This is a genomic window from Variovorax sp. 01N429 (assembly GCF_056399425.1).
On record NZ_JBFTRG010000001.1, the window covers coordinates 378,559 to 402,850 of the forward strand.

Annotated in this window: 20 protein-coding genes; 13 read left to right on the forward strand and 7 right to left on the reverse strand. The window is 65.3% G+C overall.

Annotated elements, in window-relative coordinates:
• Window positions 1-16 precede the first annotated feature (16 nt).
• On the reverse strand, window positions 17-1,351 hold the full coding sequence (locus tag AC1DSF_RS01820; RefSeq protein WP_478125005.1) for a Fic family protein: 1,335 nt from the start codon (window positions 1,349-1,351) through the stop codon (window positions 17-19).
• Window positions 1,352-1,489: 138 nt separating this feature from the next.
• On the opposite strand from AC1DSF_RS01820, the gene AC1DSF_RS01825 reads away from it, so the two are divergent.
• From AC1DSF_RS01825 to AC1DSF_RS01835, 3 genes are all read left to right on the forward strand, one after another.
• Window positions 1,490-3,553, forward strand: coding sequence for a DUF6600 domain-containing protein (locus AC1DSF_RS01825; RefSeq protein WP_478125006.1), 2,064 nt, complete (start codon window positions 1,490-1,492; stop codon window positions 3,551-3,553).
• A gap of 61 nt (window positions 3,554-3,614) precedes the next feature.
• Window positions 3,615-4,967: a glutathione-disulfide reductase gene (gene gorA / locus AC1DSF_RS01830; protein ID WP_478125007.1), complete on the forward strand. Its 1,353-nt coding sequence runs from the start codon at window positions 3,615-3,617 to the stop codon at window positions 4,965-4,967.
• Between the two features lie 171 nt (window positions 4,968-5,138).
• Window positions 5,139-6,656 (forward strand): AMP nucleosidase, encoded by a 1,518-nt coding sequence (locus AC1DSF_RS01835; protein ID WP_478125008.1) that lies wholly within the window; start codon window positions 5,139-5,141, stop codon window positions 6,654-6,656.
• Here the strand turns inward: AC1DSF_RS01835 and AC1DSF_RS01840 are convergent.
• Window positions 6,650-7,366, reverse strand: a complete 717-nt coding sequence (locus AC1DSF_RS01840) for an ArsR/SmtB family transcription factor (RefSeq protein WP_478125009.1) — start codon at window positions 7,364-7,366, stop codon at window positions 6,650-6,652. The genes AC1DSF_RS01835 and AC1DSF_RS01840 overlap by 7 nt on opposite strands.
• A gap of 51 nt (window positions 7,367-7,417) precedes the next feature.
• Between AC1DSF_RS01840 and AC1DSF_RS01845 the strand changes: the two genes are divergently transcribed.
• Window positions 7,418-8,569 carry a cytochrome P450 gene (locus tag AC1DSF_RS01845; protein ID WP_478125010.1) on the forward strand — a complete coding sequence of 384 codons (1,152 nt, stop codon included), beginning with the start codon at window positions 7,418-7,420 and terminating at the stop codon, window positions 8,567-8,569.
• A 9-nt stretch (window positions 8,570-8,578) separates the two neighbouring features.
• On the opposite strand, the gene AC1DSF_RS01850 is transcribed toward AC1DSF_RS01845, so the two are convergent.
• Entirely contained in the window at window positions 8,579-9,547 is a 969-nt protein-coding gene (locus AC1DSF_RS01850; protein ID WP_478125011.1) for a pyridoxamine 5'-phosphate oxidase family protein, read from the reverse strand.
• Window positions 9,548-9,750: 203 nt separating this feature from the next.
• On the opposite strand from AC1DSF_RS01850, the gene AC1DSF_RS01855 reads away from it, so the two are divergent.
• From AC1DSF_RS01855 to AC1DSF_RS01875, 5 genes are all read left to right on the forward strand, one after another.
• Window positions 9,751-10,641, forward strand: coding sequence for a LysR family transcriptional regulator (locus AC1DSF_RS01855; protein WP_478125012.1), 891 nt, complete (start codon window positions 9,751-9,753; stop codon window positions 10,639-10,641).
• Between the two features lie 24 nt (window positions 10,642-10,665).
• A complete protein-coding gene (locus AC1DSF_RS01860) occupies window positions 10,666-11,619 on the forward strand; it encodes an ATP-binding cassette domain-containing protein (protein WP_478125013.1) in 954 nt (317 codons plus the stop codon).
• 29 nt (window positions 11,620-11,648) lie between these two features.
• On the forward strand, window positions 11,649-12,482 hold the full coding sequence (locus AC1DSF_RS01865; RefSeq protein ID WP_478125283.1) for an ABC transporter permease: 834 nt from the start codon (window positions 11,649-11,651) through the stop codon (window positions 12,480-12,482).
• A 9-nt stretch (window positions 12,483-12,491) separates the two neighbouring features.
• Window positions 12,492-14,168 (forward strand): Vgb family protein, encoded by a 1,677-nt coding sequence (locus tag AC1DSF_RS01870; protein WP_478125014.1) that lies wholly within the window; start codon window positions 12,492-12,494, stop codon window positions 14,166-14,168.
• 77 nt (window positions 14,169-14,245) lie between these two features.
• Complete coding sequence (locus tag AC1DSF_RS01875; protein WP_478125015.1) at window positions 14,246-15,406, forward strand: acyl-CoA dehydrogenase family protein; 1,161 nt, start codon at window positions 14,246-14,248, stop codon at window positions 15,404-15,406.
• 26 nt (window positions 15,407-15,432) lie between these two features.
• On the opposite strand, the gene AC1DSF_RS01880 is transcribed toward AC1DSF_RS01875, so the two are convergent.
• Window positions 15,433-16,665: a DEAD/DEAH box helicase gene (locus AC1DSF_RS01880; protein WP_478125016.1), complete on the reverse strand. Its 1,233-nt coding sequence runs from the start codon at window positions 16,663-16,665 to the stop codon at window positions 15,433-15,435.
• A 35-nt stretch (window positions 16,666-16,700) separates the two neighbouring features.
• On the opposite strand from AC1DSF_RS01880, the gene AC1DSF_RS01885 reads away from it, so the two are divergent.
• The 3 genes from AC1DSF_RS01885 (at window position 16,701) to AC1DSF_RS01895 (ending at window position 19,030) form a co-directional block, all read left to right on the forward strand.
• On the forward strand, window positions 16,701-16,916 hold the full coding sequence (locus tag AC1DSF_RS01885; RefSeq protein ID WP_478125017.1) for a DUF3820 family protein: 216 nt from the start codon (window positions 16,701-16,703) through the stop codon (window positions 16,914-16,916).
• A gap of 103 nt (window positions 16,917-17,019) precedes the next feature.
• Window positions 17,020-17,508 carry a tripartite tricarboxylate transporter TctB family protein gene (locus AC1DSF_RS01890; RefSeq protein WP_478125018.1) on the forward strand — a complete coding sequence of 163 codons (489 nt, stop codon included), beginning with the start codon at window positions 17,020-17,022 and terminating at the stop codon, window positions 17,506-17,508.
• Between the two features lie 10 nt (window positions 17,509-17,518).
• Window positions 17,519-19,030: a tripartite tricarboxylate transporter permease gene (locus AC1DSF_RS01895; RefSeq protein WP_478125019.1), complete on the forward strand. Its 1,512-nt coding sequence runs from the start codon at window positions 17,519-17,521 to the stop codon at window positions 19,028-19,030.
• 34 nt (window positions 19,031-19,064) lie between these two features.
• On the opposite strand, the gene AC1DSF_RS01900 is transcribed toward AC1DSF_RS01895, so the two are convergent.
• Both AC1DSF_RS01900 and AC1DSF_RS01905 read right to left on the reverse strand, forming a co-directional pair.
• Window positions 19,065-20,186 (reverse strand): adenylate/guanylate cyclase domain-containing protein, encoded by a 1,122-nt coding sequence (locus tag AC1DSF_RS01900; protein ID WP_478125020.1) that lies wholly within the window; start codon window positions 20,184-20,186, stop codon window positions 19,065-19,067.
• Complete coding sequence (locus tag AC1DSF_RS01905) at window positions 20,183-22,651, reverse strand: sensor histidine kinase (RefSeq protein WP_478125021.1); 2,469 nt, start codon at window positions 22,649-22,651, stop codon at window positions 20,183-20,185. Before AC1DSF_RS01905 ends, AC1DSF_RS01900 begins: the two co-directional genes overlap by 4 nt.
• Window positions 22,652-22,797: 146 nt before the next feature.
• On the opposite strand from AC1DSF_RS01905, the gene AC1DSF_RS01910 reads away from it, so the two are divergent.
• On the forward strand, window positions 22,798-23,781 hold the full coding sequence (locus tag AC1DSF_RS01910) for an ABC transporter substrate-binding protein (RefSeq protein WP_478125022.1): 984 nt from the start codon (window positions 22,798-22,800) through the stop codon (window positions 23,779-23,781).
• Here the strand turns inward: AC1DSF_RS01910 and AC1DSF_RS01915 are convergent.
• A complete protein-coding gene (locus tag AC1DSF_RS01915) occupies window positions 23,775-24,257 on the reverse strand; it encodes a VOC family protein (RefSeq protein WP_478125023.1) in 483 nt (160 codons plus the stop codon). The two genes, AC1DSF_RS01910 and AC1DSF_RS01915, sit on opposite strands and share 7 nt — an antisense overlap.
• Window positions 24,258-24,292: the final 35 nt, after the last annotated feature.

Consider the following 24,292-nt stretch of genomic DNA (forward strand, 5'->3'; position numbering starts at 1 on the left):
GCTCGTGGGTGTGCAGCTACTCGAGCGCTGCCGCGGACGCTTCTGGGTACAGGTTGGGAAACAGGATGTTGAGCGACGCCATGGGGAACCCAATGCATAGGTCTGAGCGGTGACCATCGCTTTTGAGCAGCCCGTCGGCCAGGAAACGCGACACGACCTTCCGGCCCGTGCGCTCTTCCAGGCCCGTCATCCTGATGAAGTCGCCCCGCGAGATCGAACCCGCCGTGGCGACCGTCTGAAGCGGAAAGATGGCCTCCTCACGGTACTCGGAGATTCCATCCGTGATCCCGCGCACGAGAACATAGGCGCGAATGCGGTCCTTGAGCTTGCGAAGATCGAGCATCGTGGTCATGAACGTGACCTGATCCTCGCACAGCTCGATGAAGTAGCGGCACCACGCCAAGAGCATCTTCTGGCTGAGGTTTCCGCGACCATCGAGGTCGCCTTGCCGCGCACTGTCCGCGTTGTCGAGCATCTCGTAGTAGACCTTGCGCTGGCGCGCGAGCGCGCGATTTGGCGACCAGAGGCCTCCGCTCACAGGGAACAGTGAGCAGTGGGTCTGCAGGCGAACAGCTCGCCCGTTTCCGTCCTCGAACGGGTGAGTCCACGCCACGCGATGGTGGGCAGACGCGATGGTGTAGAGCACAGCATCGACGCCTTTGAGGCGACCATATCTCTCATCCATCCTTGCCAAGAACTGGGGCACCGACTGCCAGGTCGGAGGTTGATGCCGGCCTACCGCAACGTCGTGCTTGCGAATCTCTCCTGGCACAACGATGCGCCCGTCTTCCGTTCGCCGGTCGCCTTCTGAAAGCCTGCCGTAAAGAGCCGCGTGCGCCTTCAAAAGAAATTCGCTGCTGAGGGCGGCCGCCTCTGTCGTCACGAGGCGTTCAAGTTCCAGTTCCGCTTCGATGTGAGCGACGGCTATCCGCTGTCGCATGGCCACGTCCGGCTTCTCGGAAAAGTCGTGTCTGAGCGCGCGCTCGATGTTCGCCGGATGCGTGCCCTGGCCCTCGATGCTGTTCGAGTAGTAGGAGTTCATCGACCGCACAATCGCACGCAGGGCCTCCCTTGCTTCGGGACTTGCCGAGGCTCGCAACTGCGCAGACTTTTCGAAGATCCGACGCGTGGCTTCAACCAGCCCATCGAGGTCCTGAGCCGGAAGAAGGGGCTCAAACTGATGGGGTTGATCATAGACGGCGATTGCCTTGGGTTTTACCGACATGAATTCCGGTTCCTTTTCCTTAAGAATACGTGAATAACGTTTATTTATCAACGGGTTAGGTCGGACGACAGATCCTGCAGTTTCCGGTTCTATTGCCGATTGGATTTCCACGGCCGCCAAGCGCATGGTGGTGCGCCCATAGCGACAGGGGCGCTCGGCTTACACCTGGTTTCCTCCCGTGCGGGATATTCGTATTGCTTTGCAATGCGGATGCCAGCGCCAAGGCGCCGTCGCGCGTTGAGTGGTCAGTACCGAGGACCTTTCATGAACCAACGCACCACCCCGTTTCCGCGCCGCGCGACCGGCTGGCTGCTGGGACTGGCGCTGCTCCTGACCAGCGTGCTTGCGGCAGCGCAGCAAGACCCCCCGGCTCGCGTCGGACGACTCAATTTCCAGCAAGGTTCGGTGAGCTTCTCGCCGGCCGGCGATGACAACTGGTACGAGGCGGTCCCCAATCGGCCGCTCACCACCGGCGACCGCCTTTGGGCGGATCGAAGCGCACGCGCAGAGGTCTACGTCGGCTCGACCGCGGTGCGGCTCGACGAGCAGACCGGCATCACGATGTCCGAGGTCGACGACAACACGGCCCGCATCACAGCCACTCAGGGAAGCCTTCAGGTTCGTGTGCGCGACGATCTCGCCGGCGGACGTTTCGAGGTCGACACCGCCAACATGGCCATGATCGTGGACACCCCCGGGGACTTCCGCATCAACGTCGACCCGGGCTCGGGCACGACCCAGGTCTCGGTCGCGGCGGGCAACGTCACGCTCTTCGGCGAGAACGGCGAAAGCACGCCGCTGGGGCCGCATCAGCAACTGACGGTCTCCGGCAGGAACCTCGCAGCCGCGAACGGCGCACCGGTCCGCGCGGCGAGCGACTTCGACCGCTGGGTGGCGGAACGCGATCGCATCGACGACCAGTCGGTCTCCGCGCGTTATGTGTCGCGCGACACCGTCGGCTACCAGCAACTCGACGCCTATGGCGATTGGCAGAACGATCCGAACTATGGCGAGGTCTGGTATCCGCGCAATGTCGACGCCGACTGGGCGCCCTATCAGAACGGCCAATGGGCCGAGGTAGCGCCTTGGGGATGGACGTGGATCGACGCCGCGCCTTGGGGCTTTGCACCGACACACTACGGCCGATGGGCGCGCGTCGGGTCGCGCTGGTGCTGGGTTCCGGGACGTCAGCACGCGCGCCCTGTCTATGCGCCTGCGCTTGTGGGCTTCGTGGGCGGCACGGCCGCCGGCGCGAGTGCCAACCTGGCGATCGGCGGAGGGCGCCACGGTGTGGGGTGGTTCCCATTGGCTCCCGGCGAGGCATGGCGGCCCGGCTACCGAGCCAGCCAGCGCTATATCGACGAAGCCAATCGCGCTGCGCTTGGCCGCCAAATCGCCGCGCAGAACGCCGCACGCAATGCCGAGTTTGCCAATCGGCTGATGCCCGGGGCGGTCACGGTCGTGCCGGCGGATCATTTCGCTCGCGGGCCGATCGGGCGGCGAGAGGTCGTCCGTGTGCCCACCGAGCGGCTTGCCAGCGTGCCTGTGGGGATGGGCGCGCCGATCCCGTTGCACGGTGGGCCGTCACCCGCGGCCTTCAGCAGGGCCGCGGCGGTGCCTCCGCCCGGTGCGGTGCAGCCGAGACAGCAGCAACGACAGATGCAGCAGTTCCAGCAGGCCCAGCAAGTTCAACAGGCTCAGCAAGCGCTCCAGGCACAGCAGATCCAGCGCCAGCAGCAAGAAATCCAGCAACGCGCGGCAGGGCAAGCCGTTCAGGCACAGCAGGCTCAGCAGGCACAACAACTGCAGCAGCGAGCGGCCGCTCAAGCCATGCAGGCGCAACAGGCACAGCAACTCCAACAAGCGCAGCGGCAGCAGCAAGAAGTGCAGCAACGCGCCGCAGCGCAAGCCATGCAGGCGCAGCAAGCGCAGCAACTGCAGCAGGCCCAAAGGCAGCAGCAGGAAGCACAGCAACGTGCCGCGACGCAGCAGGCTTTGCAGGCCCAACAAGCGCAACAACTGCAACACGCCCAGCGCCAGCAGCAGGAAATCCAGCAACGCGCAGCGGCCCAAGCCATGCAGGCGCAACAAGCACAACAGGCGCAGCAATTGCAGCAGATGCAGCGACAGCAGGCCGAGGCCCAGCAACGTGCAGCGCAGGCGCAAGCCATGCAGATGCAGCAACAACAGGCCATGCGGGCGCAACAGCAGCAAGCGCAGCAGATGATCCAGCAACGGCAACAGGCGGCGCGCCAGGCGCAGGAACTTCGGCCCCGCGCCCCGGGCCGCCCGGATCAACCGCAACAGGGCCTGGTCGACCGGCCGTAATCCGCCACAGTGCGCAGCGGCTTCTCCTTGCGCCGGCTACAGTCGGCGCCAAGGAGCTTCCATGCGCACATTCGACTTCGACTTCTTTGTGATCGGCGGCGGCAGCGGTGGCGTGCGCGCTGCCCGTATGGCGGCGCAGCGCGGCGCGCGAGTGGCCCTGGCCGAATGCGCGGAACTCGGCGGCACCTGCGTCAACGTCGGCTGCATCCCCAAGAAGCTCTACAGCTATGCGGCCGGCTATGCAGACGCTTTCGAGGAAGCGGCAGGCTACGGCTGGCATGTCGGCGAAACGCGTTTTGACTGGGCGCGCCTCAAGGCGAATCGGGCACGTGAAATCACGCGGCTCAATGGTGTCTATCGCAACCTGCTCGAAGGCGCGGGCGTGACGCTCATCCAGGGCTGGGCGCAGTTCGCGGACGCCCAAACGGTGCAGGTCGGTGAACGCCGGTTCACGGCCCAGCATGTGTTGATCGCCACCGGCGGCATGCCCTTCGTGCCCGACGTAACGGGCCGTGAGCACATCGTCGTGTCCGACGCGATGTTCGATCTGGACCCGTTTCCGAAGCGGTTGCTGGTGGTGGGCGGCGGCTACATCGCCTGCGAATTCGCCTCGATCTTCAACGGCCTGGGCGCCAAGGTCACGCAGGTGCAGCGCAATGCGCATCTGCTCAATGATTTTGACGAGGATCTTCGGCAGTTCCTTGCCAAGGAGATGACCCGGACCGGCATCGACATCCGGCTGAACAACGAAATCAACATGATCACGCGACTGGAGAGCGGCCTGTGCGCCATGCTCTCTCGCGGCCAGCGGGTGGAGGCCGACGTCATCCTTTTTGCGACAGGCCGGGTGCCCAACACCGAGGGCATGGGGCTCGACGCGGCGGGTGTGGCACTCGACGAGCGCGGGGGCGTGATCGTCGACGCGCACTATCGCAGCTCCGTGCCTTCGATCTATGCGGTCGGCGACGTGTCGACTCGCCAGCAGCTGACGCCGGTCGCTCTGGCGGAGGCAATGGTGGTGGTGGACTCGCTTTTTGGCAAAGGCAAGCGGCAGCTCGACTACGAATACACGCCGACCGCCGTGTTCACGCACCCCAATGTCGGCACCTGCGGCTACACCGAAGCCGCGGCGCGGATGAAGTTCGGCAAGGTCACGATTTTTTCGAGCGAGTTCCGGGCGCTGCGCCACACGCTGTCGGGGAGCGAGGAGCGTACGTTCATGAAGCTGGTCGTCGAGACGGCCAGCGACAAGGTGGTTGGCTTGCACATGGTCGGGCCGGATGCCGGGGAGATCGTTCAGGGGTTTGCGGTGGCGATGCGGGCCGGTGCGACGAAGGCGCTGTTCGACAGCACGATCGGGATTCATCCCACGGTGGCCGAGGAGTTCGTGACCATGCGCGAACCTATGCCCTGACTGTTGCTCGCCCCCAGGCTGCGCGCACTTCGTGTCGCTTCGCCAACCCCCTACCGGGGGCAACACCAGCGGCCTGGCGAAGCCAGTTCCGCGGTGTTCGCGAATTTGGCCGGGCTGCGCCGGCCATTTTTGCTGGTGGCTGCGTGACTTGATGGTGGGCCACAATGTTGCATGCCTTATATGCCTGCGTTTATTGCTCCTGCGCGTTTTACCGATGCTGATGCTGCCCTGGAGCAGGTTCGGCTGATTTATGACGGGGGGTTGCAGCACCTTCGGGATGCGATGCAGCGGTTTGTGGCTGGGGAAAGCCTGCCGGGGCGGGTTCGTGCTTGTTATCCGTTTGTGCGGATCCATACGCACACGGTGTCGCGGCGCACGCCGGTCGCCAATGCGGGGTTGAGCTACGGGTTTGTGTCGGGGCCGGGGCGCTACGAGACGACGCTGACGCGGCCGGATCTGTTTTTGCGGTATTACCGGGAGCAGTTCAGGCTGCTGCTGGAGAACCATCAGGTGGAGCTCGAGATCGGCACGAGCACGCAGCCGATTCCGATTCACTTTTCGTTTGCTGAGAACGATCACATCGAAGGCACGATGAGCGCGGAGCGTCGTGCGCTGATGCGCGATGTCTTCGACCTGCCGGACCTGGGCGCAATGGACGACGGCATCGCGAACGGCACCTTCGAGGCCAAGCCTGGAGAGGCTCAGCCGCTGTCGCTCTTCACGGCGGCGCGGGTCGACTATTCGCTGCATCGCCTGCGCCACTACAGCGGCACGGCGCCGGAATGGTTCCAGAACTTCGTGCTGTTCACCAACTACCAGTTCTACATCGACGAATTCGTGCGGCTCGGACATGAGGCGATGACTGATGAGAAGAGCGAGTACGTCGCCTTCATCGAGCCGGGCAACGTGGTCACGCGCCGCCGCGGGATGGCGGCTGGGTCAAGCCGTGTGTACGGCGAACTGCTCGACGGGACGCAGGGCACGTCGCCGGCCCGCCTGCCGCAGATGCCTGCCTACCACTTGGTGCGTGAGGACTGCACCGGCATCACGATGGTCAACATCGGCGTCGGGCCGGCCAACGCCAAGACCATCACCGATCACGTCGCGGTGCTGCGTCCGCACGCATGGGTGATGCTCGGCCACTGCGCGGGGCTGCGTCAGGGGCAGCGGCTTGGCGACTACGTGCTCGCGCATGCGTACGTTCGCGAAGACCATGTGCTGGACGAGGAGCTTCCACTGTGGGTGCCCATCCCGGCGCTGTCGGAAATCCAGCTCGCTCTCGAAAAGGCGGTGGCCGAGGTCACAGGCACGCAAGGCACCGAGCTCAAGAAGATCATGCGCACGGGGACCGTCGCAAGCACCGACAACCGAAACTGGGAGTTGCTGCCGGGCAACCAGCCCCAGCGCCGCTTCAGCCAGAGCCGCGCGGTCGCGCTCGACATGGAAAGCGCAACCATCGCGGCCAACGGCTTCCGCTTTCGTGTGCCCTACGGCACGCTGCTGTGCGTGAGCGACAAGCCCCTGCATGGCGAGATCAAGCTGCCTGGAATGGCAAACCAGTTCTATCGCGAGCGCGTGGAGCAACACCTGCGCATCGGCATGGCGGCCATCGACGTCCTGCGCAAGGAAGGATCGAGCCGGCTGCACAGCCGCAAGCTGCGCAGCTTTGCGGAAGTGGCGTTTCAGTAGCCGGCCGGCGCGGCGCCCGCTTGGCCGAACAGTGCCGGCGCTTCCCGGCGCGCACGCGGCGTGACCGCCAGCGCGCGGCTGTCCAGATCCTGGCGGACCCAGCCGCGCTCCAATGAAAGCTGCAGCAAGGACGCTGCCAACGCGCCACCAAGATGCGGGCGGCGTTCGCTCCAGTCGAGGCACGCGCAAGCAAACCGCCTGCGCCTGGCGCGCGCCGCTTCGACGTCGACCCCGAGCGCCTCGAGTGCGGCCATGCCTTTCTGCGTGAGGTCATACGACCGGCCCGCACCGTCCGACGAAGCCTTCAGCCAGCCTTGGCTGTGCAAGTGATCGTGCAGTGCCACGCCCACGGCACCGGCCATGTGGTCGTAGCAAGTGCGCGCCGAGCGAAGCCGGCTCGGCGTTGTCGGCCTGAACTCGCTGCGCGTGACGCCGGCAACCACCAGCAGGCTTTCGAGCACGGCAGCCACCTCGCTGCCGGCCAGCCGGAAATACCGGTGCTTGCCTTGCGCAACCGATTCGACAAGCCGCTGCTCCTTGAGGCGCGCCAGATGGGCGCTGGCGGTCGATGCCGCAACTTCGGCGACGGCGGCGAGTTCGGTCGCGGTGCGCGCGTGGCCATCCATCAGGCAGCACAGCATGCGGGAGCGGGCCGGCTCGGCGATGGCGCCTGCGAGCCGGGCGAGATGGGAGTCGGCGGTTGCGTCCATACTTCGATCGTAAGCGAAGTGTGATCGCTTGAAAAGCACCACACTTGCCGCATGAACCATCTCGCCTCACCCACAGACGCCATCGCGGCCGTCACGCACCCCAATCCGTATCCGTGGTACGCCACGCTTCGCAGCGGCCCCGCGCTGGTCCGCGACGAAGGCCTGCGACTGTGGGTTGCGAGCCGTGCCGACGTCGTGCGCGAACTGCTGTCGAGCGATGCCTTGCGTGTGCGGCCCATCGGTGAACCCGTGCCCAATGCGATCGCCGGAACGCCGGCGGGCGAGGTGTTCGGCCAGCTCGTCCGTATGAATGACGGCGAGTTGCACGCGGCTCACAAGCCGGTGCTGCAACGTGCGTTGGCTCGGCTCGATCTCGCCGCGGCGCATGCCGATGCATTGCGGGTCGCTGAAAAGCTGGCGGATGAAACGCTCGGCGATTTCTGCTTCGCGTTCCCGGTCAGCGCCGTGGCGCATCTTCTGGGTTTCGCTGACGAAGCTTTGCCGGCAATATCGCGTTGGATGCGGGACTTCGTAGCCTGCCTGTCGCCGCTGTCGACGCAGGCTCGACTCGACGCCGCCAGCGATGCGGCGGTGGCTTTGATGGCGCGATTCGAGCAGCACGCTGCGGCCGCCCCGGCGCGCGGCGGCAGCCTGCTCGCGGCTGTGCAGACCGAGGCACCGGAGCGCTGCACGAAAGTGCTTCGCGCCAATCTCATCGGCCTGCTGTCGCAAACCTGCGAAGCGACGGCGGGCTTGCTGGGCAACAGCCTGGCCGCGCTGGCACGCGAGCCGAACCTGCGCCGCACGCTCGGTTCACGCTGGGAATTGCTGCCTGCGTTGGTCGAAGAAGTTGCGCGCCACGATCCGTCCGTTCAGAACACGCGCCGCTTCGTCGCGCAAGACGCCGTGATTGCAGGCACCGAACTCGCAGCGGGCGATGCGGTTCTGCTGGTGCTGGGGGCGGCGAATCGGGATCCCGCGCTCAATCCCGCGCCAGCGACTTTCGAACTGATGCGGGCCCGTCGGCAGACGCTGGGCTTTGGTTATGGCAAGCACGCGTGTCCCGGCCAATCGCTCGCCTGCACTGCCGCAGCGGCGGGCCTTCAGGCGCTGCTGTCACGTGGCCTCGCGACCAATGGGCTGCACGAGCGCGGCTGGGACTACCAGCCCTCCGTGAACGCGCGCATTCCTTGCTTCCACTGACCGGACGGCTCACGACGCCTGCGGCCAATTTCCGGTGCCGGCGAGAAAGGGCGACAACTGCGCCGGCCCCCAACGCAGCGGCAAGGCGGCCGGCCGATGGATCGCAGCGACCACTCGCATGCGCAAAAGGCGTTCGGCACCTTCGAAAGCGGCAAGCTCAGGACCGTCCCAGATCACCTCGGCCGTCACCGCCAGCTGAAGCAGATCGCCAGTGTCGAAGTCGATGAACAACAAGCCCGCGCGCGGGTTCACCGCGATATTGCCGAGCGTGTTGAAGAACGAATTGCCGATGAAGTCCGGCACCGTCAGCGCGCCATCGTCAGACACGCGCACGAACCCCGGCCGTCCGCCGCGATGCGATACATCGACGCCGTGCGATGTCGCGCCGTCACCGGCTGAGGGATGCGCTGTCGCGATGAAGAACGTGTCGGCATTCGCCATCATGCGGCGGGCGGCGGCGTCCAGGACATCGATGCGCCGTACAGGCAACCCCGTGCGCGACTCACCGACGAGCAAAGGCTCGCGCGCCTGGATGTACTTCGGGCAGTTGCCGAAGCTCTGCAGCACGGCAACAGTGAAGCCACTTGCATCCATCTCCTCCACCACCCCATTCATCCGATTGCGTCGCCCGGTGTGCGGCTCAATGCCCAAGAGCGCAATCTGAGCGCCACGCACCAGCCCATCCGAGAACGGATCGCCCGCATCCGCATGCGCGTCGATTCGCAAGTGATGCTCATCCGGCGAATGCGCAAACCCCGCTGGCGCAGCCAGCACGCTGGCCCACGGCTGCTTGGTGCCGTCGAGGCTGCCTGCAATCAGGAAGGGCAGTTGCGCAAAGAAAGTCCGATGCTGGTCGGGCATGTAGTCGCGAAGAACGCGCGTGCCGAACATGGCCATGCGCTCCAGCGCGCCCGCGCGCGCCTGCATCGCCTGTTCGCCTTCATGCCAAGCCGACGCAGCAGCCGATGCGGCGGTCATGACGCGAGTCCTCTCCGATGGCTTTAGAGCTTGATCTGCTGGGCGGGTCGGGGTTGAAGACATGCGCTTTCTCCTTGCGAATCCTTGCGGACCTGTTGCAACGCCTTCATTCTGATTTGCTCCTGGCGCAGGAGTAATGGCGCGCAACGCAGTTAACTGCTGCGAATTTCGGATCAATCGAACCCATGGGATCTAATCGCCCCATGGACCGACTCAAAGCCATGCAGACCTTCGTGCAGATCGCCGACCAGGGCAGTCTCACGAAGGCCGCCGAATCGCTGGGCACTTCGCTGCCGGCGGTGGTGCGTTCGCTTGCAGCGCTGGAAGCTCATCTTGGCGTACGGCTCTTCCACCGCACCACGCGACGCATCTCGCTCACCGAAGAAGGCCGCAGCTATCTGCAAAGCGTCCGAGAGGTGCTCGCCGCAGCCGATGCGGCCGATCGTTCACTCACGCTGGATGCGACGGAGCCGGCAGGGCTGCTCACGATCACCGCGCCCGTGATGTTCGGGCACATGTACGTTTCGCCGGCCGTGGTGCGCTTTCTCCAGCGCTACGACAAGATGCGCTGCAGCGTACTGCTCCAGGATCGGTCCGTGAACCTGCTCGAAGAAGGCGTCGACGTCGGCATACGCATCAGCAAGCTCGAGGATTCGTCGCTCGTGGCGCAGCAACTCGGCAGCATTCGCCGCGTGGTGGTTGCAAGCCCGGACTTCTTGCGTCGTCACGGCACACCGATGCATCCGCGCGAACTGCGAGATGCGAATTGCGTGCGCATCCATCCGTCCACGGTCGGCCCATGGATGTTTCGCGAAGACGGGCGGCCGCTGTCGATCGCGACCCGTGGAAACCTGGAGTTCAATCACATCGCGCCGGCTGTGGAAGCCTGCGCAGCAGGGGTGGGCTTCGGCAACTTTTTCTCCTATCAGGTGCTGCCGATGGTGGCGCAGGGCCGCCTGGAGTTGGTCTTGACGGCGTTCGAGCCGCCGCCCCGGCCAGTGAGCGTGATCTATCCGAATGCGCGGCTGCTGCCCGCCCGGACGCGCGCCTTCATCGACTGGATGAAGGCCGAGTTCGACGGTCTTCGCCTCTGAAGCCGGGCGCCATGCCAGCCTCCGATGCGCCACAATGCCCCGGTGCCGACCCCGCCCGCCCCCCTCTTTCAGGCCCGCAACCTCCATAAACGCTACGGAACGACGACCGTGGTGGACGACCTCTCCTTCGAGATCGCGCCCGGAGAGTGCCTCGGCGTGATCGGCCCGAACGGCGCGGGCAAGACGACCACGATCCGCATGTGCCTCGGTCTCACCGCGCCGGACCACGGAACGATCGAAGGGTTGGGCGGGCTTTCGATGCCGCGCGACGGGCGGGCCATCAAGGCTCAGTTGGGCGTGGTGAGCCAGTTCGATACGCTCGACCCCGATTTCAGCTGCGCCGAAAACCTGATGGTCTACGCGCGCTATTTCGGCATGCGGCGCGCGGAGATCACGCCGCGCATCCCGCAGCTGCTGGAGTTCGCGGCGCTCTCGCACAAGGCAGACGCCAAGCCCGGCGAACTGTCCGGCGGGATGCGGCGCCGCCTCTCCCTGGCCCGTGCGCTGGTCAACGATCCGAAGCTGTTGATGCTCGACGAGCCGACGACGGGGCTCGATCCGCAGGCGCGCCACCTGATGTGGGAAAGGCTCCAGGTCCTGCTTCAGCAGGGCAAGTCGATCCTGCTGACCACGCACTTCATGGATGAGGCCGAGCGGCTGTGTTCGCGCTTGCTCGTGCTGGACCATGGCCGCAAGATCGCGGAAGGCCGTCCGCGCGACCTGATCGCTCAATACCTCGAGCCGGACGTTGTCGAGTTGTACGGCAACGGCGCGCTCGAACTGGCGCGGTCGCCGCTCAAGGACTATGCCGCGCGCGTGGAAGTCAGCGGCGAGACGGTGTTCTTCTATACGCAGGATGCGCGCGGGCTGATGGCTGCGCTCGGCGATCGCAGCGGCTTGCGAACCTTTCATCGGCCTGCCAATCTGGAAGACTTGTTCCTCAAACTGACCGGCCGCCAAATACGCGAAGACGGCTGAAGAGCCTGCAAGAAGGGGCAACGATGAGCATGCAGATGGATACGACTTCGCCAATCGCCGAGGCGCCGGCGGTGTCGGTGTGGCGCCCGCCCGAACTCTCGATGCGCTGGTGGCCAGTGTTTCTGCGCAACCTGCTGGTGTGGCGCAAGCTCGCGATCCCGAGCCTGATCGGCAACATCGCCGAACCGCTGATCTGGCTGGTGGCTTTCGGGTACGGCATGGGGGCGCTGGTCGGCAAGGTCGAGGTCGACGGCACGCGCATCCCCTACATCCTGTTTCTGGCGAGCGGCTCCATCTGCATGAGTGCGATGAACGCGGCCTCGTTCGAGGCGCTCTACTCCGCGTTTTCGCGCATGCACGTCCAGAAGACGTGGGACGGCATCATGAACGCGCCGGTGGGGCTCGATGACGTGGTGCTGGCCGAGATGCTCTGGGCTGCCTTCAAGGCGATCTTCACGACCACGGCGATCATGTTTGTGATGCTGGCCCTGGGCATCAGCCACAGCCCCAAGCTGATCATCGCGTGGTTCGTGCTGGCGGGTGCGGGCATCACCTTTTCGTGCATTGCGCTGATCTTCAATGCGCTGGCGAAGGGGTACGACTTCTTCACCTACTACTTCACGCTCTTCATGACGCCGATGATGTTCCTGTCGGGCGTGTTCTTTCCGCTGGACCAACTGCCCGATGCCGTGCGCGCGGTTGCCGCGTGGCTGCCCCTGACGAATGCGGTGATGCTGGTGCGGCCGCTTTTCATGGACCAGTGGCCGCCGGACTGGTGGCGGCACGCGCTCGTGCTGATGGCGTACACCGTGGCCGCCTTCTGGATCGCACTGGGTTTGACACGCAAGCGGTTCCAAGCCTGAGGAGACGACATGAAACAAGACATCGGCAGCGCGGTCCTGGCGTCGGCCTTCCTTCTCGTTCTCAGTGCCTGCACCACGGCACCGCCTGCATCGCCGCCCGCCAATGCCTCCGCCGCATTGACAACGAAGCCCGCCGCGTGGGCCGCGCCCGAGGCGATCGTGGCGCCTTCAGCGTTTTCGGGCGTGCACGGGCTCGCCATCGACAAGCAGGGCCGCTTGCTTGCCGGCTCCGTCGTCGGCAACACGATGTGGGAAGTCGACCGGAAGACCGGCACCGCGAGCGTCTTCATCAAGAGCGTCGAAGGGCAGGCCGACGACATCGCGGTCGGCCCCAACGGCGAACTCGCCTGGACCAACTACCTGATGGGCATGTTGCGCATGCGCGAGAACGACAACGCGCCGATGCGGGTGGTCGCGAAGGACCTGCCCGGACTCAACTCGCTCGACTTCGACCGGCGTAACGGCAAGCTCTATGCCTCGCAGGTCTTCCTGGGCGACGCCCTATGGGAGATCGACCGGACGGGTCAGAAGCCGCCCCGCCTCATCAAGAAGGACATGGGCGGCTTCAACGGCTTCGAGGTGGGGCCGGACGGCATGCTCTACGGCCCGCTGTGGTTCAAGGGCCAGGTCGTGAGGATCGATCCGGCCAATGGCGCGATGACGGTGATCGCCGACGGATTCAAGATCCCCGCCGCCGCCAATCTCGACGGCAAGGGCAACCTGTGGGTGGTCGATGCGCGCAGCGGCGAACTGGTGCGCGTGGATCTGGCCACTGGACGCAAGACCGTCGCCAAGCAGCTCAAGCCGTCGCTTGACAACTTGGCGATCGCGCCGGACGGGACCATCTATGTCTCGAACATGGCGGACAACTCGGTCCAGGCTTTCAATCCCGACACGGGCGAACTGCGGCTGCTGACTGGCGGCAGGCTCGCGGTGCCGGCCGGCATGAAGATCGACGGCAACGATCTCTGGGTGGCCGATGTCTTCGGTTTCCGCCAAGTGGATGCCAGCACCGGCGCTGTGCGCGACGTCTTCCGCATGCAGCGCGATCCGGATCTGGAGTATCCGTTTGCGGTGGGCCTTTCGGCGACGCACTTCGCACTCGCGTCATGGTTCACGGGCACGGTGCAGTTGGTGGATCGGAAGACACTGAAGACCACCGCCGTCGTGCACGCACTGAAAGCACCTTACGACGCCATACCGATGCCCGACGGCAGCGTGATCTACGCCGAACTTGCCACCGGCAGCGTGACGCGCGCGAGCGGCCCGAAGTTCGAGAACAAGGAAGTCATCGCCAGCGGCCTTGGCGGGCCGGTCCAGATGATCGTCGGCAAGGACGGTGCGCTCTACGTCACGGAGGCCGCGGGCAAGCTGACGCGCATTCCCCTGGACGCGAGCGCGCCGCTGCGCACCATCGCCGAAGGCTTGGCCATGCCCGAAGGCGTGGCGCAGACGCCGTGGGGCAGCTTCATCGTGGCGGAAAGCGCGGCGCGGCGGCTCGTCGAGATCGACCCTGTGAGCGGCACGCGCCGCACGGTCGCCGAAGGACTGCCGATCGGCCTCGAAGGCGGCCCGGGCATGCCGCCGCCCTATGTGCCGACCGGCGTCGCAGTCGGCAGCGACGGCACCATCTACGTGAGCGCGGACCGCAACAACGCGCTCTACCGGATCCGGCCGCAGCGCTGAGCCTGCCGCGGCCCCGGGCTCATCCGGTAGCCACTTCCCGCAAGCAGCCTTTCCGGTCGCCGCCTACAGTCTGCGCCATGCAATACACGCACGAGCATCTCGAAATCCAGAGGACGATGCGCCGTTTCATTGACGAGGAGATCAATCCGCACGTCGATGAATGGGAAGAGGCCGAGAGCTTTCCGGCGCACGAGATCTTCAGGAAGCTGGCGGCGCTCGGGCTGCTCGGCCTCAACAAGCCGGAGGCGTACGGCGGCTCGGGACTCGACTATTCGTACGCGATGGCAATGGCCGAGGCCTTGGGCCACGTGAGCTGCGGCGGCGTGCCGATGGCCATCGGCGTGCAGACCGACATGTGCACGCCCGCGCTCGCCCGCTTCGGCAGCGACGCACTGCGGCGCGAATTCCTGGCGCCGGCCATCGCAGGCGAAACGGTGGGCTGCATCGGCGTCAGCGAGCCCGGGGCCGGCAGCGACGTCGCCGGCCTGAAGACGCATGCACGCAAGGACGGCGGCGACTACCTGATCACCGGCCAGAAGATGTGGATCACCAACAGCCTGCAAGCCGACTGGATGTGCATGCTGGTCAACACCGGCGATGGGCCGGTGCATCGGAACAAATCGCTCGTGATGGTTCCGATGGACAGCCCCGGCATCGAGAAAGCCCGGAAGATCCGCAAGATCGGCATGCATTCGAGCGACACCGGGCTCATCTATTTCGACAACGTGCGCGTGCCGCAAAGCAATCGCATCGGCGAGGAAGGCCAGGGCTTCGTCTACCAGATGCAGCAGTTCCAGGAAGAGCGCCTGTGGTGCGCCGCCAGCTCGCTGGAACCGCTGGACGATTGCATCGCCCAGACCATCGAATGGGCGCAGCAGCGAAAGCTGTTCGGGGGCACGCTGGCCGACCAGCAGTGGGTGCAGTTCAAGCTGGCCGAACTCAAGACCGAGGTCGAGGCGCTGCGGGCGCTCACCTATCGCGCCTGCGATCTGCACGTGCAGGGCCAGGACGTGACCGAACTCGCGTCGATGGCCAAGCTCAAATGCGGCCGGCTCACCCGAGAGGTGGCGGACACCTGCCTGCAGTTCTGGGGCGGCATGGGCTTCACCTGGGAAAACCGGGTGTCGCGCCTGTATCGCGACGGTCGACTGGCCTCGATCGGTGGTGGTGCGGACGAGGTCATGCTCGGCATCCTCGCCAAGACGATGGGCATCGCGAAGAAGCCGCCGCAGGGTTGAGCGAAACGGCGACGCGCGAGTGGAATTCAGCGCGCGGCGGCGCGCAGCTTGTCCTTTTTGCTCGGCCGCTTTCCCTTGATGCCGCCCGAATTCGAAGCGGGTGCGGCCGGCGTCGCCGTCTCCACGGGCTCGAAGCCTGCGACCCGCTCGCGCGGCACGTTCAGGCCCTGGCGCTTTTCGATGAGCCGGAAGTGCGCCTCAGTGTCGGCGCTGACGAAGCTCACGGCCAGCCCGCTCGCCCCGGCGCGGCCCGTGCGTCCGATGCGGTGGACGTAGTCGACAGCCGAGCGCGGCAGGTCGTAGTTCACGACGACCGGCAACTGGACCACGTCGATGCCACGGGCCGCGAGATCGGTGGCAATGACCGCCTTCACCTTCGAAGCCTTGAAGTCGGTCAGCACCTGCGTGCGCTTGCCCTGGCTCAGCAAGCCATGAAAAGGCTCGGCGTCGACGCCCGCCTTGCGCAGCTTGTCGGCGACGATCTCCGAAGCATGCTTGGTGGCAACGAAGACCAGCACGCGCGGCCATCCACTCTTTTCGATCAGTTGCCGCAACAACTGCGTGCGCCGGCTGGCGTCGACTTCGATCGCGCGCTGCTGGATCGTGGGTTCCTCCGCCGCTTCGGAGGCGACCTCCACGCGGACCGGATTGCGCAGCAACGCTTCAGCCAGCGACTGGATCGCCTGCGGAAAGGTCGCCGAGAAAAGCAGGTTCTGGCGCCGTTCGGGCAACAGCGCGAGGATGCGATTCAGCTCTTCGGCGAAGCCAAGATCGAACAGGCGATCGGCTTCGTCGAGCACCAGCGTCGACACCGTCGACAGCCTGAGCGCGCGATGATCGATGAGATCGAGCAAGCGCCCCGGCGTGGCGATCATGATGTCGGCGCCGCCGCGCAGCGCCATCATCTGCGGGTTGATCGACACGCCGCCGAAGGCGACCGCAATCTTCAGCGGCACGGGCAGGTGCTGCGCGAGGCCGCGCATGGATTCGCCCACCTGTGCAGCCAGCTCGCGCGTGGGCACCAGAATCAACGCGCGCAGCCGCCGGGGCGTCTGGCGCGGCTCGGCGGCGAGCCGCTGGAGCAGGGGCAGCGAGAATGCCGCGGTCTTGCCGGAGCCGGTGCGAGCCGCGCCCAGCAGGTCGCGCCCCTGCAGGATGGGCGGAATGGCTTCGAGTTGAATGGCCGTGGGCGCCGCATAGCCCTTGTCGGTGGCGGCACGCACCAGGGCGGGATCGAGTCCCAGGGAATTGAAAGACATGGTGAATTGGAACAGCATCGGCACGAGGCGCAAAGATGAGCCCTGAAGACCTCGAACGACTCGTCACGCTGGAGATGCCCTTCGGCAAGTACAAGGGCCGGGTGATCGCGGACCTGCCCGGCAACTATCTCACCTGGTTCGCCCGCGAGGGCTTTCCCAAGGGCGAGATCGGCAGGCTCCTGGCGCTGATGCACGAGATCGATCACAACGGCCTCAAGGGTCTGCTGAAGCCGCTCCGCCGAGGCGGCTGAGCGCCTGGGTGGCCGGCTGGTACGTGGAAGTCCGTACAGCCCTGGTCAGCCAGGAGTCAGGCACGCGGGACGACCCTCGCTCCACAAAACCGAGGAGCGAGACATGCGCGTCAAGAGTCAGGCAGACTTCTTTTCAGGAGTCATGTTCACAGCCATAGGAGCGGCCTTCGCCATTGGCGCGACCTCCTACACCGTCGGCAACGGCGCCCGGATGGGGCCCGGCTACTTTCCCCTCATGCTCGGAATCCTGCTGGCAGTCCTCGGCGCGGCGGTGATGTTCCAGTCGCTGGTGGTCGAGACGGTCGACGGCGACCCCATCGGCAAGTGGGCGTGGAAGCCGCTCTTCTTCGTGCTGGCGGCCAATCTCGCGTTCGGCGTGCTGCTCGGCGGACTGCCCAGCATCGGCGTACCCGCCATGGGAATGATCCTCGCGATCTACGCGCTGACCATCATCTCCAGCCTCGCAGGCGCGCATTTCAAGTTGCGCGACGTGCTCGTTCTTTCGACCATCCTTGCCGTGGGCAGCTACATCGCCTTCATTTGGGCGCTCAAGCTGCAGATCCAGGTCTGGCCCACCTTCGTTTCGGGCTGAGGAGACCACCATGGATCTGATTCAAAACCTTGCAACCGGCTTCGGCGTTGCGTTCACCCTCACCAACCTGCTCTATTGCCTCGTCGGCTGCATCCTGGGCACGCTGATTGGCGTGCTGCCGGGGATCGGGCCGGTCGCGACCATCGCGATGCTGTTGCCGGCGACCTACGCGCTGCCGCCCGTGTCGGCGCTGATCATGCTGGCCGGCATCTACTACGGCGCGCAATACGGCGGATCGACCACCGCGATCCTGGTCAACCTGCCGGGCGAATCATCTTCAGTAGTGACCTGTATCGACGGCTACCAGATGGCGCGGCAAGGTCGCGCGGGTCCGGCACTTGCCGCCGCGGGACTGGGCTCGTTCTTTGCAGGCTGTGTCGGCACGCTGATCCTGGCGGCCTTCGCGCCGCCGCTGACCGAGCTGGCCTTCAAGTTCGGCCCGGCCGAGTACTTCTCGCTGATGGTGCTGGGCCTGATCGGCGCCGTGGTGCTGGCTTCGGGTTCGCTGCTCAAGGCAGTCGCGATGATCGTGCTGGGGCTGCTGCTCGGCATCGTCGGCACCGACGTGAACTCGGGCGTCGCACGCTTCAGCTTCGACATCCCCGAACTGACCGACGGCATCGGCTTCGTGGTGATTGCCATGGGTGTCTTCGGCTATGGCGAAATCATCGGCAATCTTTCGCAGCCTGATGACGAACGCGAAGTGTTCACGTCCGAGGTCAAGGGCCTGTGGCCCACCAAGCAGGACTTCAAGGACATGGCGCCCGCTGTATTGCGCGGCACCGCCCTGGGTTCGGCGCTTGGCATCCTGCCCGGCGGCGGTGCGTTGCTGGCGTCATTCGCTTCGTATGCGCTCGAAAAAAAGATGCGCGGCAAACCCGGCGAAGTGCCTTTTGGCAAGGGCAACATCCGCGGTGTGGCCGCGCCGGAGTCGGCCAACAACGCCGGCGCGCAGACTTCCTTCATTCCGCTGCTCACGCTGGGCATTCCGCCCAACGCCGTGATGGCGCTGATGGTCGGCGCCATGACCATCCACAACATCCAGCCCGGCCCGCAGGTGATGACCAGCAACCCCGAGCTCTTCTGGGGCCTGATCGCCTCGATGTGGATCGGAAATGCGATGCTGATCATCCTGAATCTGCCGCTCATCGGCATGTGGATCAAGCTGCTGACGGTGCCTTACAAGTTCCTGTTCCCGGCGATCGTGCTGTTCTGCGCGATTGGCGTTTACTCGACCAACAACAACACCTTCGACGTGTGGATGGTGGCGGCCTTCGGGTTCATCGGCTATCTCTTCCTCAAGCTGCGCACCGAGCCGGCCCCACTGCTGCTGGGCTTCATCCTGGGGCCGATGATGGAAGAGAACCTGCGGCGCGCGCTGCTGCTGTCGCGCGGCGACTGGAGCGTGTTCATCACGCGGCCCTTGTCCGCCGGGCTGCTGGCGGCAGCCTGCCTGCTGCTGGGGATCGTCCTGCTGCCATCGATCAAGGCCAAGCGGGAAGAAGCCTTCGTGGAAGAGTGACGAGGCGCGAGACGACGAGGCCCCGGCGCAGTGATCACGCGCCGGGCAGCACCCGCCAAGCGGGCACCTTGCGCTGAAAGCCCTTGAGTTCGAGTTCGCCCGCCTGCTCGGTCGACCAGTCGGGGTTCGGGGACATCTCGTGCAACACGCCTTGCACGCGTTGCGAGATGAGGATTTCCCCGGCCGCGGCCTCCGAGCACAGCCGCGCCGCAAGATTGGTCACCGTGCCGATCGCGCCGTAGTCGATTCGCCCATCGAAGCCGATGCCGCCGAGCGTCGCGAAGCCCTGTGCAATGCCGATGCCCATGTGCAGGTCGTACCCGCGCCGGCGCCACTGCACGCTCAGCACGGCCAGTTCCTGCTGCATCTGCAACGCCATGCGCAATGCGCGCACGGGTGCATCGGCAACCGGCTGAGGATCGTTGAAGAAGATCATCATCCCGTCGCCGGAGAAGCGCTCCAGAGTGCCCTCGTGCGCAAGCACCAGGCGCCCCATCGCGGCGTGGTACTGCGCAAGGACCGCCATCACTTCTTCAGGGTCCGCAGTCTCGGTGAAAGCGGTGAAACCGCGCAAATCAAGAAACACCACCGTGATCTCGCGCCGATGGCTCTTCAGCGGATCGTCGGCACCGCCGGCAAGAATGGCCTCCGCCAACTGCGGCGAGAAGAAGCGCTTGAGTTGCCCCACGCGGTCGAGCTGCCGCACGCTTTCGGCGACGCGCTGCTCCAGCGTGGTGTTCCATGCCTGCAGTTCGGCCCTCTGCCGCTGCACCTCGTCGTACAGGGTCTTCACGCGCAAGAGCGATCGCACGCGAGCCAGCAGCTCCGCCTGGTTGATGGGCTTGCCGAGGAAATCGTCAGCGCCGGCGTTCAGGCCGTTCATGCGCTCCTGCTCCGGATTCAGCGCCGTCACCAACACCACGGGCAGGACGCCAAGCGCCGGATCGGCGCGAATGGCGCGACAGACGTCGTAGCCGTTCATGCCCGGCATCATCACGTCGAGCAGCACGAGGTCCGGCGCGTCGGCGGCGATGCGGGCCAGCGCTTCTTCGCCCGATGCGGCGGTGCTGGTGCGATAGCCGCGGGCGGTGAGGATGTCCGAGAGCAGCCTGACGTTGGTCGCCAGGTCGTCGACGACGAGGATGTGCGCGCTCATTCCACAGTCTCCAGTAGCTGCAGCGGCAGAACCAGCGTGAAGGTCGAACCTTCTCCGATGCGGCTTTGGACCGTGAGGGTCCCGCCGTGCAATTCCGCGAACCGACGGGCGAGCGACAAGCCCAGGCCGGTGCCCTCCGCCTTGCGCAGATAGTCGGCGCCGACCTGCCTGAACTCATCGAACACCACAGCCTGGTCTTCGGGTGCGATGCCCACGCCGGTGTCCGCCACGCTCAGCTCGACCACTGCGCCGTCGAAGCCTTCCATGCGCCGCGCCGTCAGGCTCACGTGTCCACCGGCTGGCGTGAACTTCACCGCGTTCGACAACAGATTGACCACGATCTGCTTGACCTTGCGCGCATCGGCGATCCACTCGCTCAGGCCCTCCCCGACGTCCAGTGCAATCGAAAGGCCATTGCGCTGGGCGTGCTCGCGCACGAGCGTCAACGCGTTTTCGAGCAGCGAGCCGAAGTCGAAGCAACTGAGGTCGAGCTCCATGCGGCCCGCTTCGACCTTCGAGAGATCCAGCACGTCATTGATCAAGGTCAGCAGGTGCTGGCCCGACGAGTGGATGTCCCTCAAATACTCCATCTGCTTGTCGTTGAGTTCGCCGCACATCCGCTCGGTCAGCACTTCGGAGAAACCGATGATCGCGTTCAAGGGCGTGCGCAACTCGTGCGACATGTTGGCGAGGAATTCCGACTTGTGCTGGTTGGCAATCTGCAGTTGGCGGCTCTTGTCCTCGATCTCCTGGAAGAGGCGCGCATTCTGGATGGCGATCACCGCCTGGTCGGCAAAGGTTTCCACGAGCCGAATCTCCGCATCCGAAAACGGCCGTACCTCTCGTCGCACCACCGCGATGATGCCGAAGGAGGCACCCTCTCGCACCATCGGAACACCGAGCACGGTGCGAAATTGGTGGCGCGATTGAGGATCTCGCGACTCCGGGTATTCGGAATGCACGAGCTTCGAAACGTCGTCGACATGCACTGTGCGCCGTTCGACAAATGCGCGCCCCACCACGGACCCGCGGGTCTGCGGCAGGATTTCGTCGCGGCCGGTGGCAGTGCCATCGTTGACGCCCTGGTAGCCCGTCATCGACCGCAGGTGGTCGCCTTCGGGCAGCCACACCCTGCAGCCATGCGCCCTGCAGAGCACCGCCGAGCGCTCGGCAACCGCCCACAGCACGGGTTGCAGATCCGTCGGCGATCGGCTGATGACCCTGAGGATCTCCGCCGTGGCGGTCTGGTATTCGAGCGACGCGGTCAGTTCGGCAGTGCGCTGCTCGACTTTGCGTTCGAGTTCGCCGTACGACTCGCGCAGCTGCGCCGACATGCGATTGAACTGCTGCGCGAGCCCTTCGAGTTCGTCGCCTGTGTCCACGACGATCTTCTGGTTCAAGTCCCCCTGGCCGATGCGGCGCGCGCCCCTTGCGAGCGTGCGAATCGGCTGCACCATGCTTCGAGCCAACGCCGATGCGGCCAGCGCGGAAATCGCCAGGCCGGCCAGCAGCAGCAAGGCAGTGCGCAGGATCGATGCGTTCAGCTTGGCGTACACCTCGCCAATCGGTTGTTCGACGAAGACCTTCCAGCCCAATGACGGGATTGGCGCCACCGAAGTCAACACCGTCGCGCCTTGAAGATCGCGCGAGACCATCGCTTCTTCTTTCTGTGCAACATCGGCCGCGGCCGCCTGCACGTGCGGCAAGGACGAAAGACGGGTCTTGCGCAGCACCAGGCCGATGTCAGGGTCGGCCACGAGCAGACCATTGCTGTCGACGACGTAGGCCTTGCCTTTCTGGCCGATCTGGATGCGCGAGACCACTTCCCAGATGAACTTGAGGTTCAGCTCGGCCACGGTGACCGGCCCCTTCTGGCCACCGGCGCGTATGGCGACCGCCATGTAGGGCTCGGTGTCGCGGTTGAAGTACACGGGCCCGAACCAGGTCGCGTCCGCCAGGGCATCGCGGAAGGGCGCCTCCGGCGACCGATCCTTGCCTGAACCCAGGACGTCCATGCCCAGCCGCGATACAGAGATCTGCTCGCGGCCCGTTGGATCGAGCTGCGCAATGTCGGTCACCTCGGGTGCCTGCCGCATCAGACGCCAGAACTCCGTGCGCCGCGATTCCAGGTCCGACGCATCGAGCTGCGCCAACGACGCGTACGCCAGTTGCTGCGAAATCTGGTCCACATACTGCGCGATCCGCGAAGCCGCACCCAGGGCCTTTTCGTGCTGCACGCTGGCCAGGGCCGCCTTGCTCTCCTGATACGAAAAGTAAAGACCGATCGCGCTCGACGCCAGCAGCACACTGCTGACCAGCGAAAAAATCAGCAGCAGGTACTTGCGAAACAGACGCCCGCGATGAATGTCGCGCGACGCCGGCGAAAACATCGTGAAGCGCCGGCCCGGGGTCGCCGGCGCGAGTTCGCCCGAGAGCGAAGCGGGGGACGAATCCGGGATGGGCATGGCCATTCCATTGGACATCGCCCATCCAACAGTGGGAAGACGGCAGGACGGGTAGGCCTATTGGCCGACCCCGCCACCGCGCGCGCGGCACAGTCGGTGGCGCAGAATCATTTCCCGGCGGGGGCCGGTCGATGAGGAGACTTCTGATGCGCAGTAAGTTGGGCTCACTTCTTCTCTGCGCTGCGCTGGCGCTCGCTGGTTCTTTCGCGCAAGCGCAGCAGACGAAGAAGATGCCGCACATTGGCTATCTGGCGGCCGTTTCGGCGACGGCGGACGCGCCGCGCCTGGAGGCATTTCGCCAGGGTCTCCGCAATCTCGGCTATGTCGAAGGACAGAACATCCTGATCGACTACCGGCACGAGAGTCAGGACCTGCAGCGCCTTCCCGCCCTCGCCGCCGACCTGGTGCGCATGAAGGTCGACGTGCTGGTCACGGTGACGACGAACGCCGCGCAGGCGGCGAAGCGGACGACTTCGACCGTGCCGATCGTTTTCATGGGCGTGACCGACCCCGTCGCCACCGGACTGGCCGAGAGCCTGGCACGCCCCGGCGGCAACAGCACCGGCGTCACGAACGTGGCGGCCATCCTCACGGGCAAGCGGCTGGAGCTTCTCAAGGAGTCCGATCCGCGCATCGTGCGGGTGGCGGTGCTCTGGGACCCGGACGCGCCGGGCTCCGTTCCTCAGTGGGAAGCAAGCCAGGTGCCTGCGGAGAAGCTGGGCCTGCAGCTCTATTCGATGCAAACCAGCAGCCCCGAAAGCTACGTGGCAGCGTTCAAGCAAGCGGTGGCGGCGCGTGCCGATGCGGTATGGGTCACGCTGAACCCAGTGGCCAACTCCAACCAGAAGCTGATTGCGGAACTGGCCATCGAGAACGGACTGCCCTCGATCTGCGCGCGTGGAGACTACGCCGAGAACGGCTGCCTCATGGCCTACGGGCCCGGCTACGGCAATGAAGGCAAGGACGGGGCTCGGTACGTCGATCGAATACTCAAGGGCGCCAAGCCCGCCGACTTGCCGATCGAGCAGCCGACGAAGTTCGAGCTGATCGTGAACCTGAAGACGGCGAACCGCATCGGCTTCAAGGTGCCGCAGGCCGTGCTGAATCGGGCGGACAAGGTGATTCAGTGACCACGCCAAGCCGCCTCGATCGCGGCGACGTCGATCTTTTGCATCTTCATCATCGCGTCGAAAGCGCGCTTGGCCGCCGCGCGATCAGGGTCGGCCATTGCCGCCATGAGGACGCGCGGCGTGATCTGCCATGACAGTCCCCAGCGGTCCTTGCACCAGCCGCAGTCGCTCTCCTGGCCGCCATTGCTGACGATCGCGTTCCACAGGCGATCGGTCTCAGCCTGGTCGTCCGTCGCGATCTGGAAAGAGAACGCCTCGTTGTGCTTGAACATCGGGCCGCCGTTCAAGCCGATGCAGGGAATGCCGGCGACAGTGAACTCGACCATCAGCACATTGCCTTCCTTGCCGTCCGGGTAGTCGCCCGGCGCGCGATAGATGGCGCCCACGGAACTGTCAGGAAATGTTTGCGCGTAGAAATTCGCGGCGTCGACGGCGTCCCGGTCGTACCACAGACAAATGGTGTTTTTGCTGGTCATCCATGTCTCCTCGAGAGTGGGCCGCAAATTGTGCA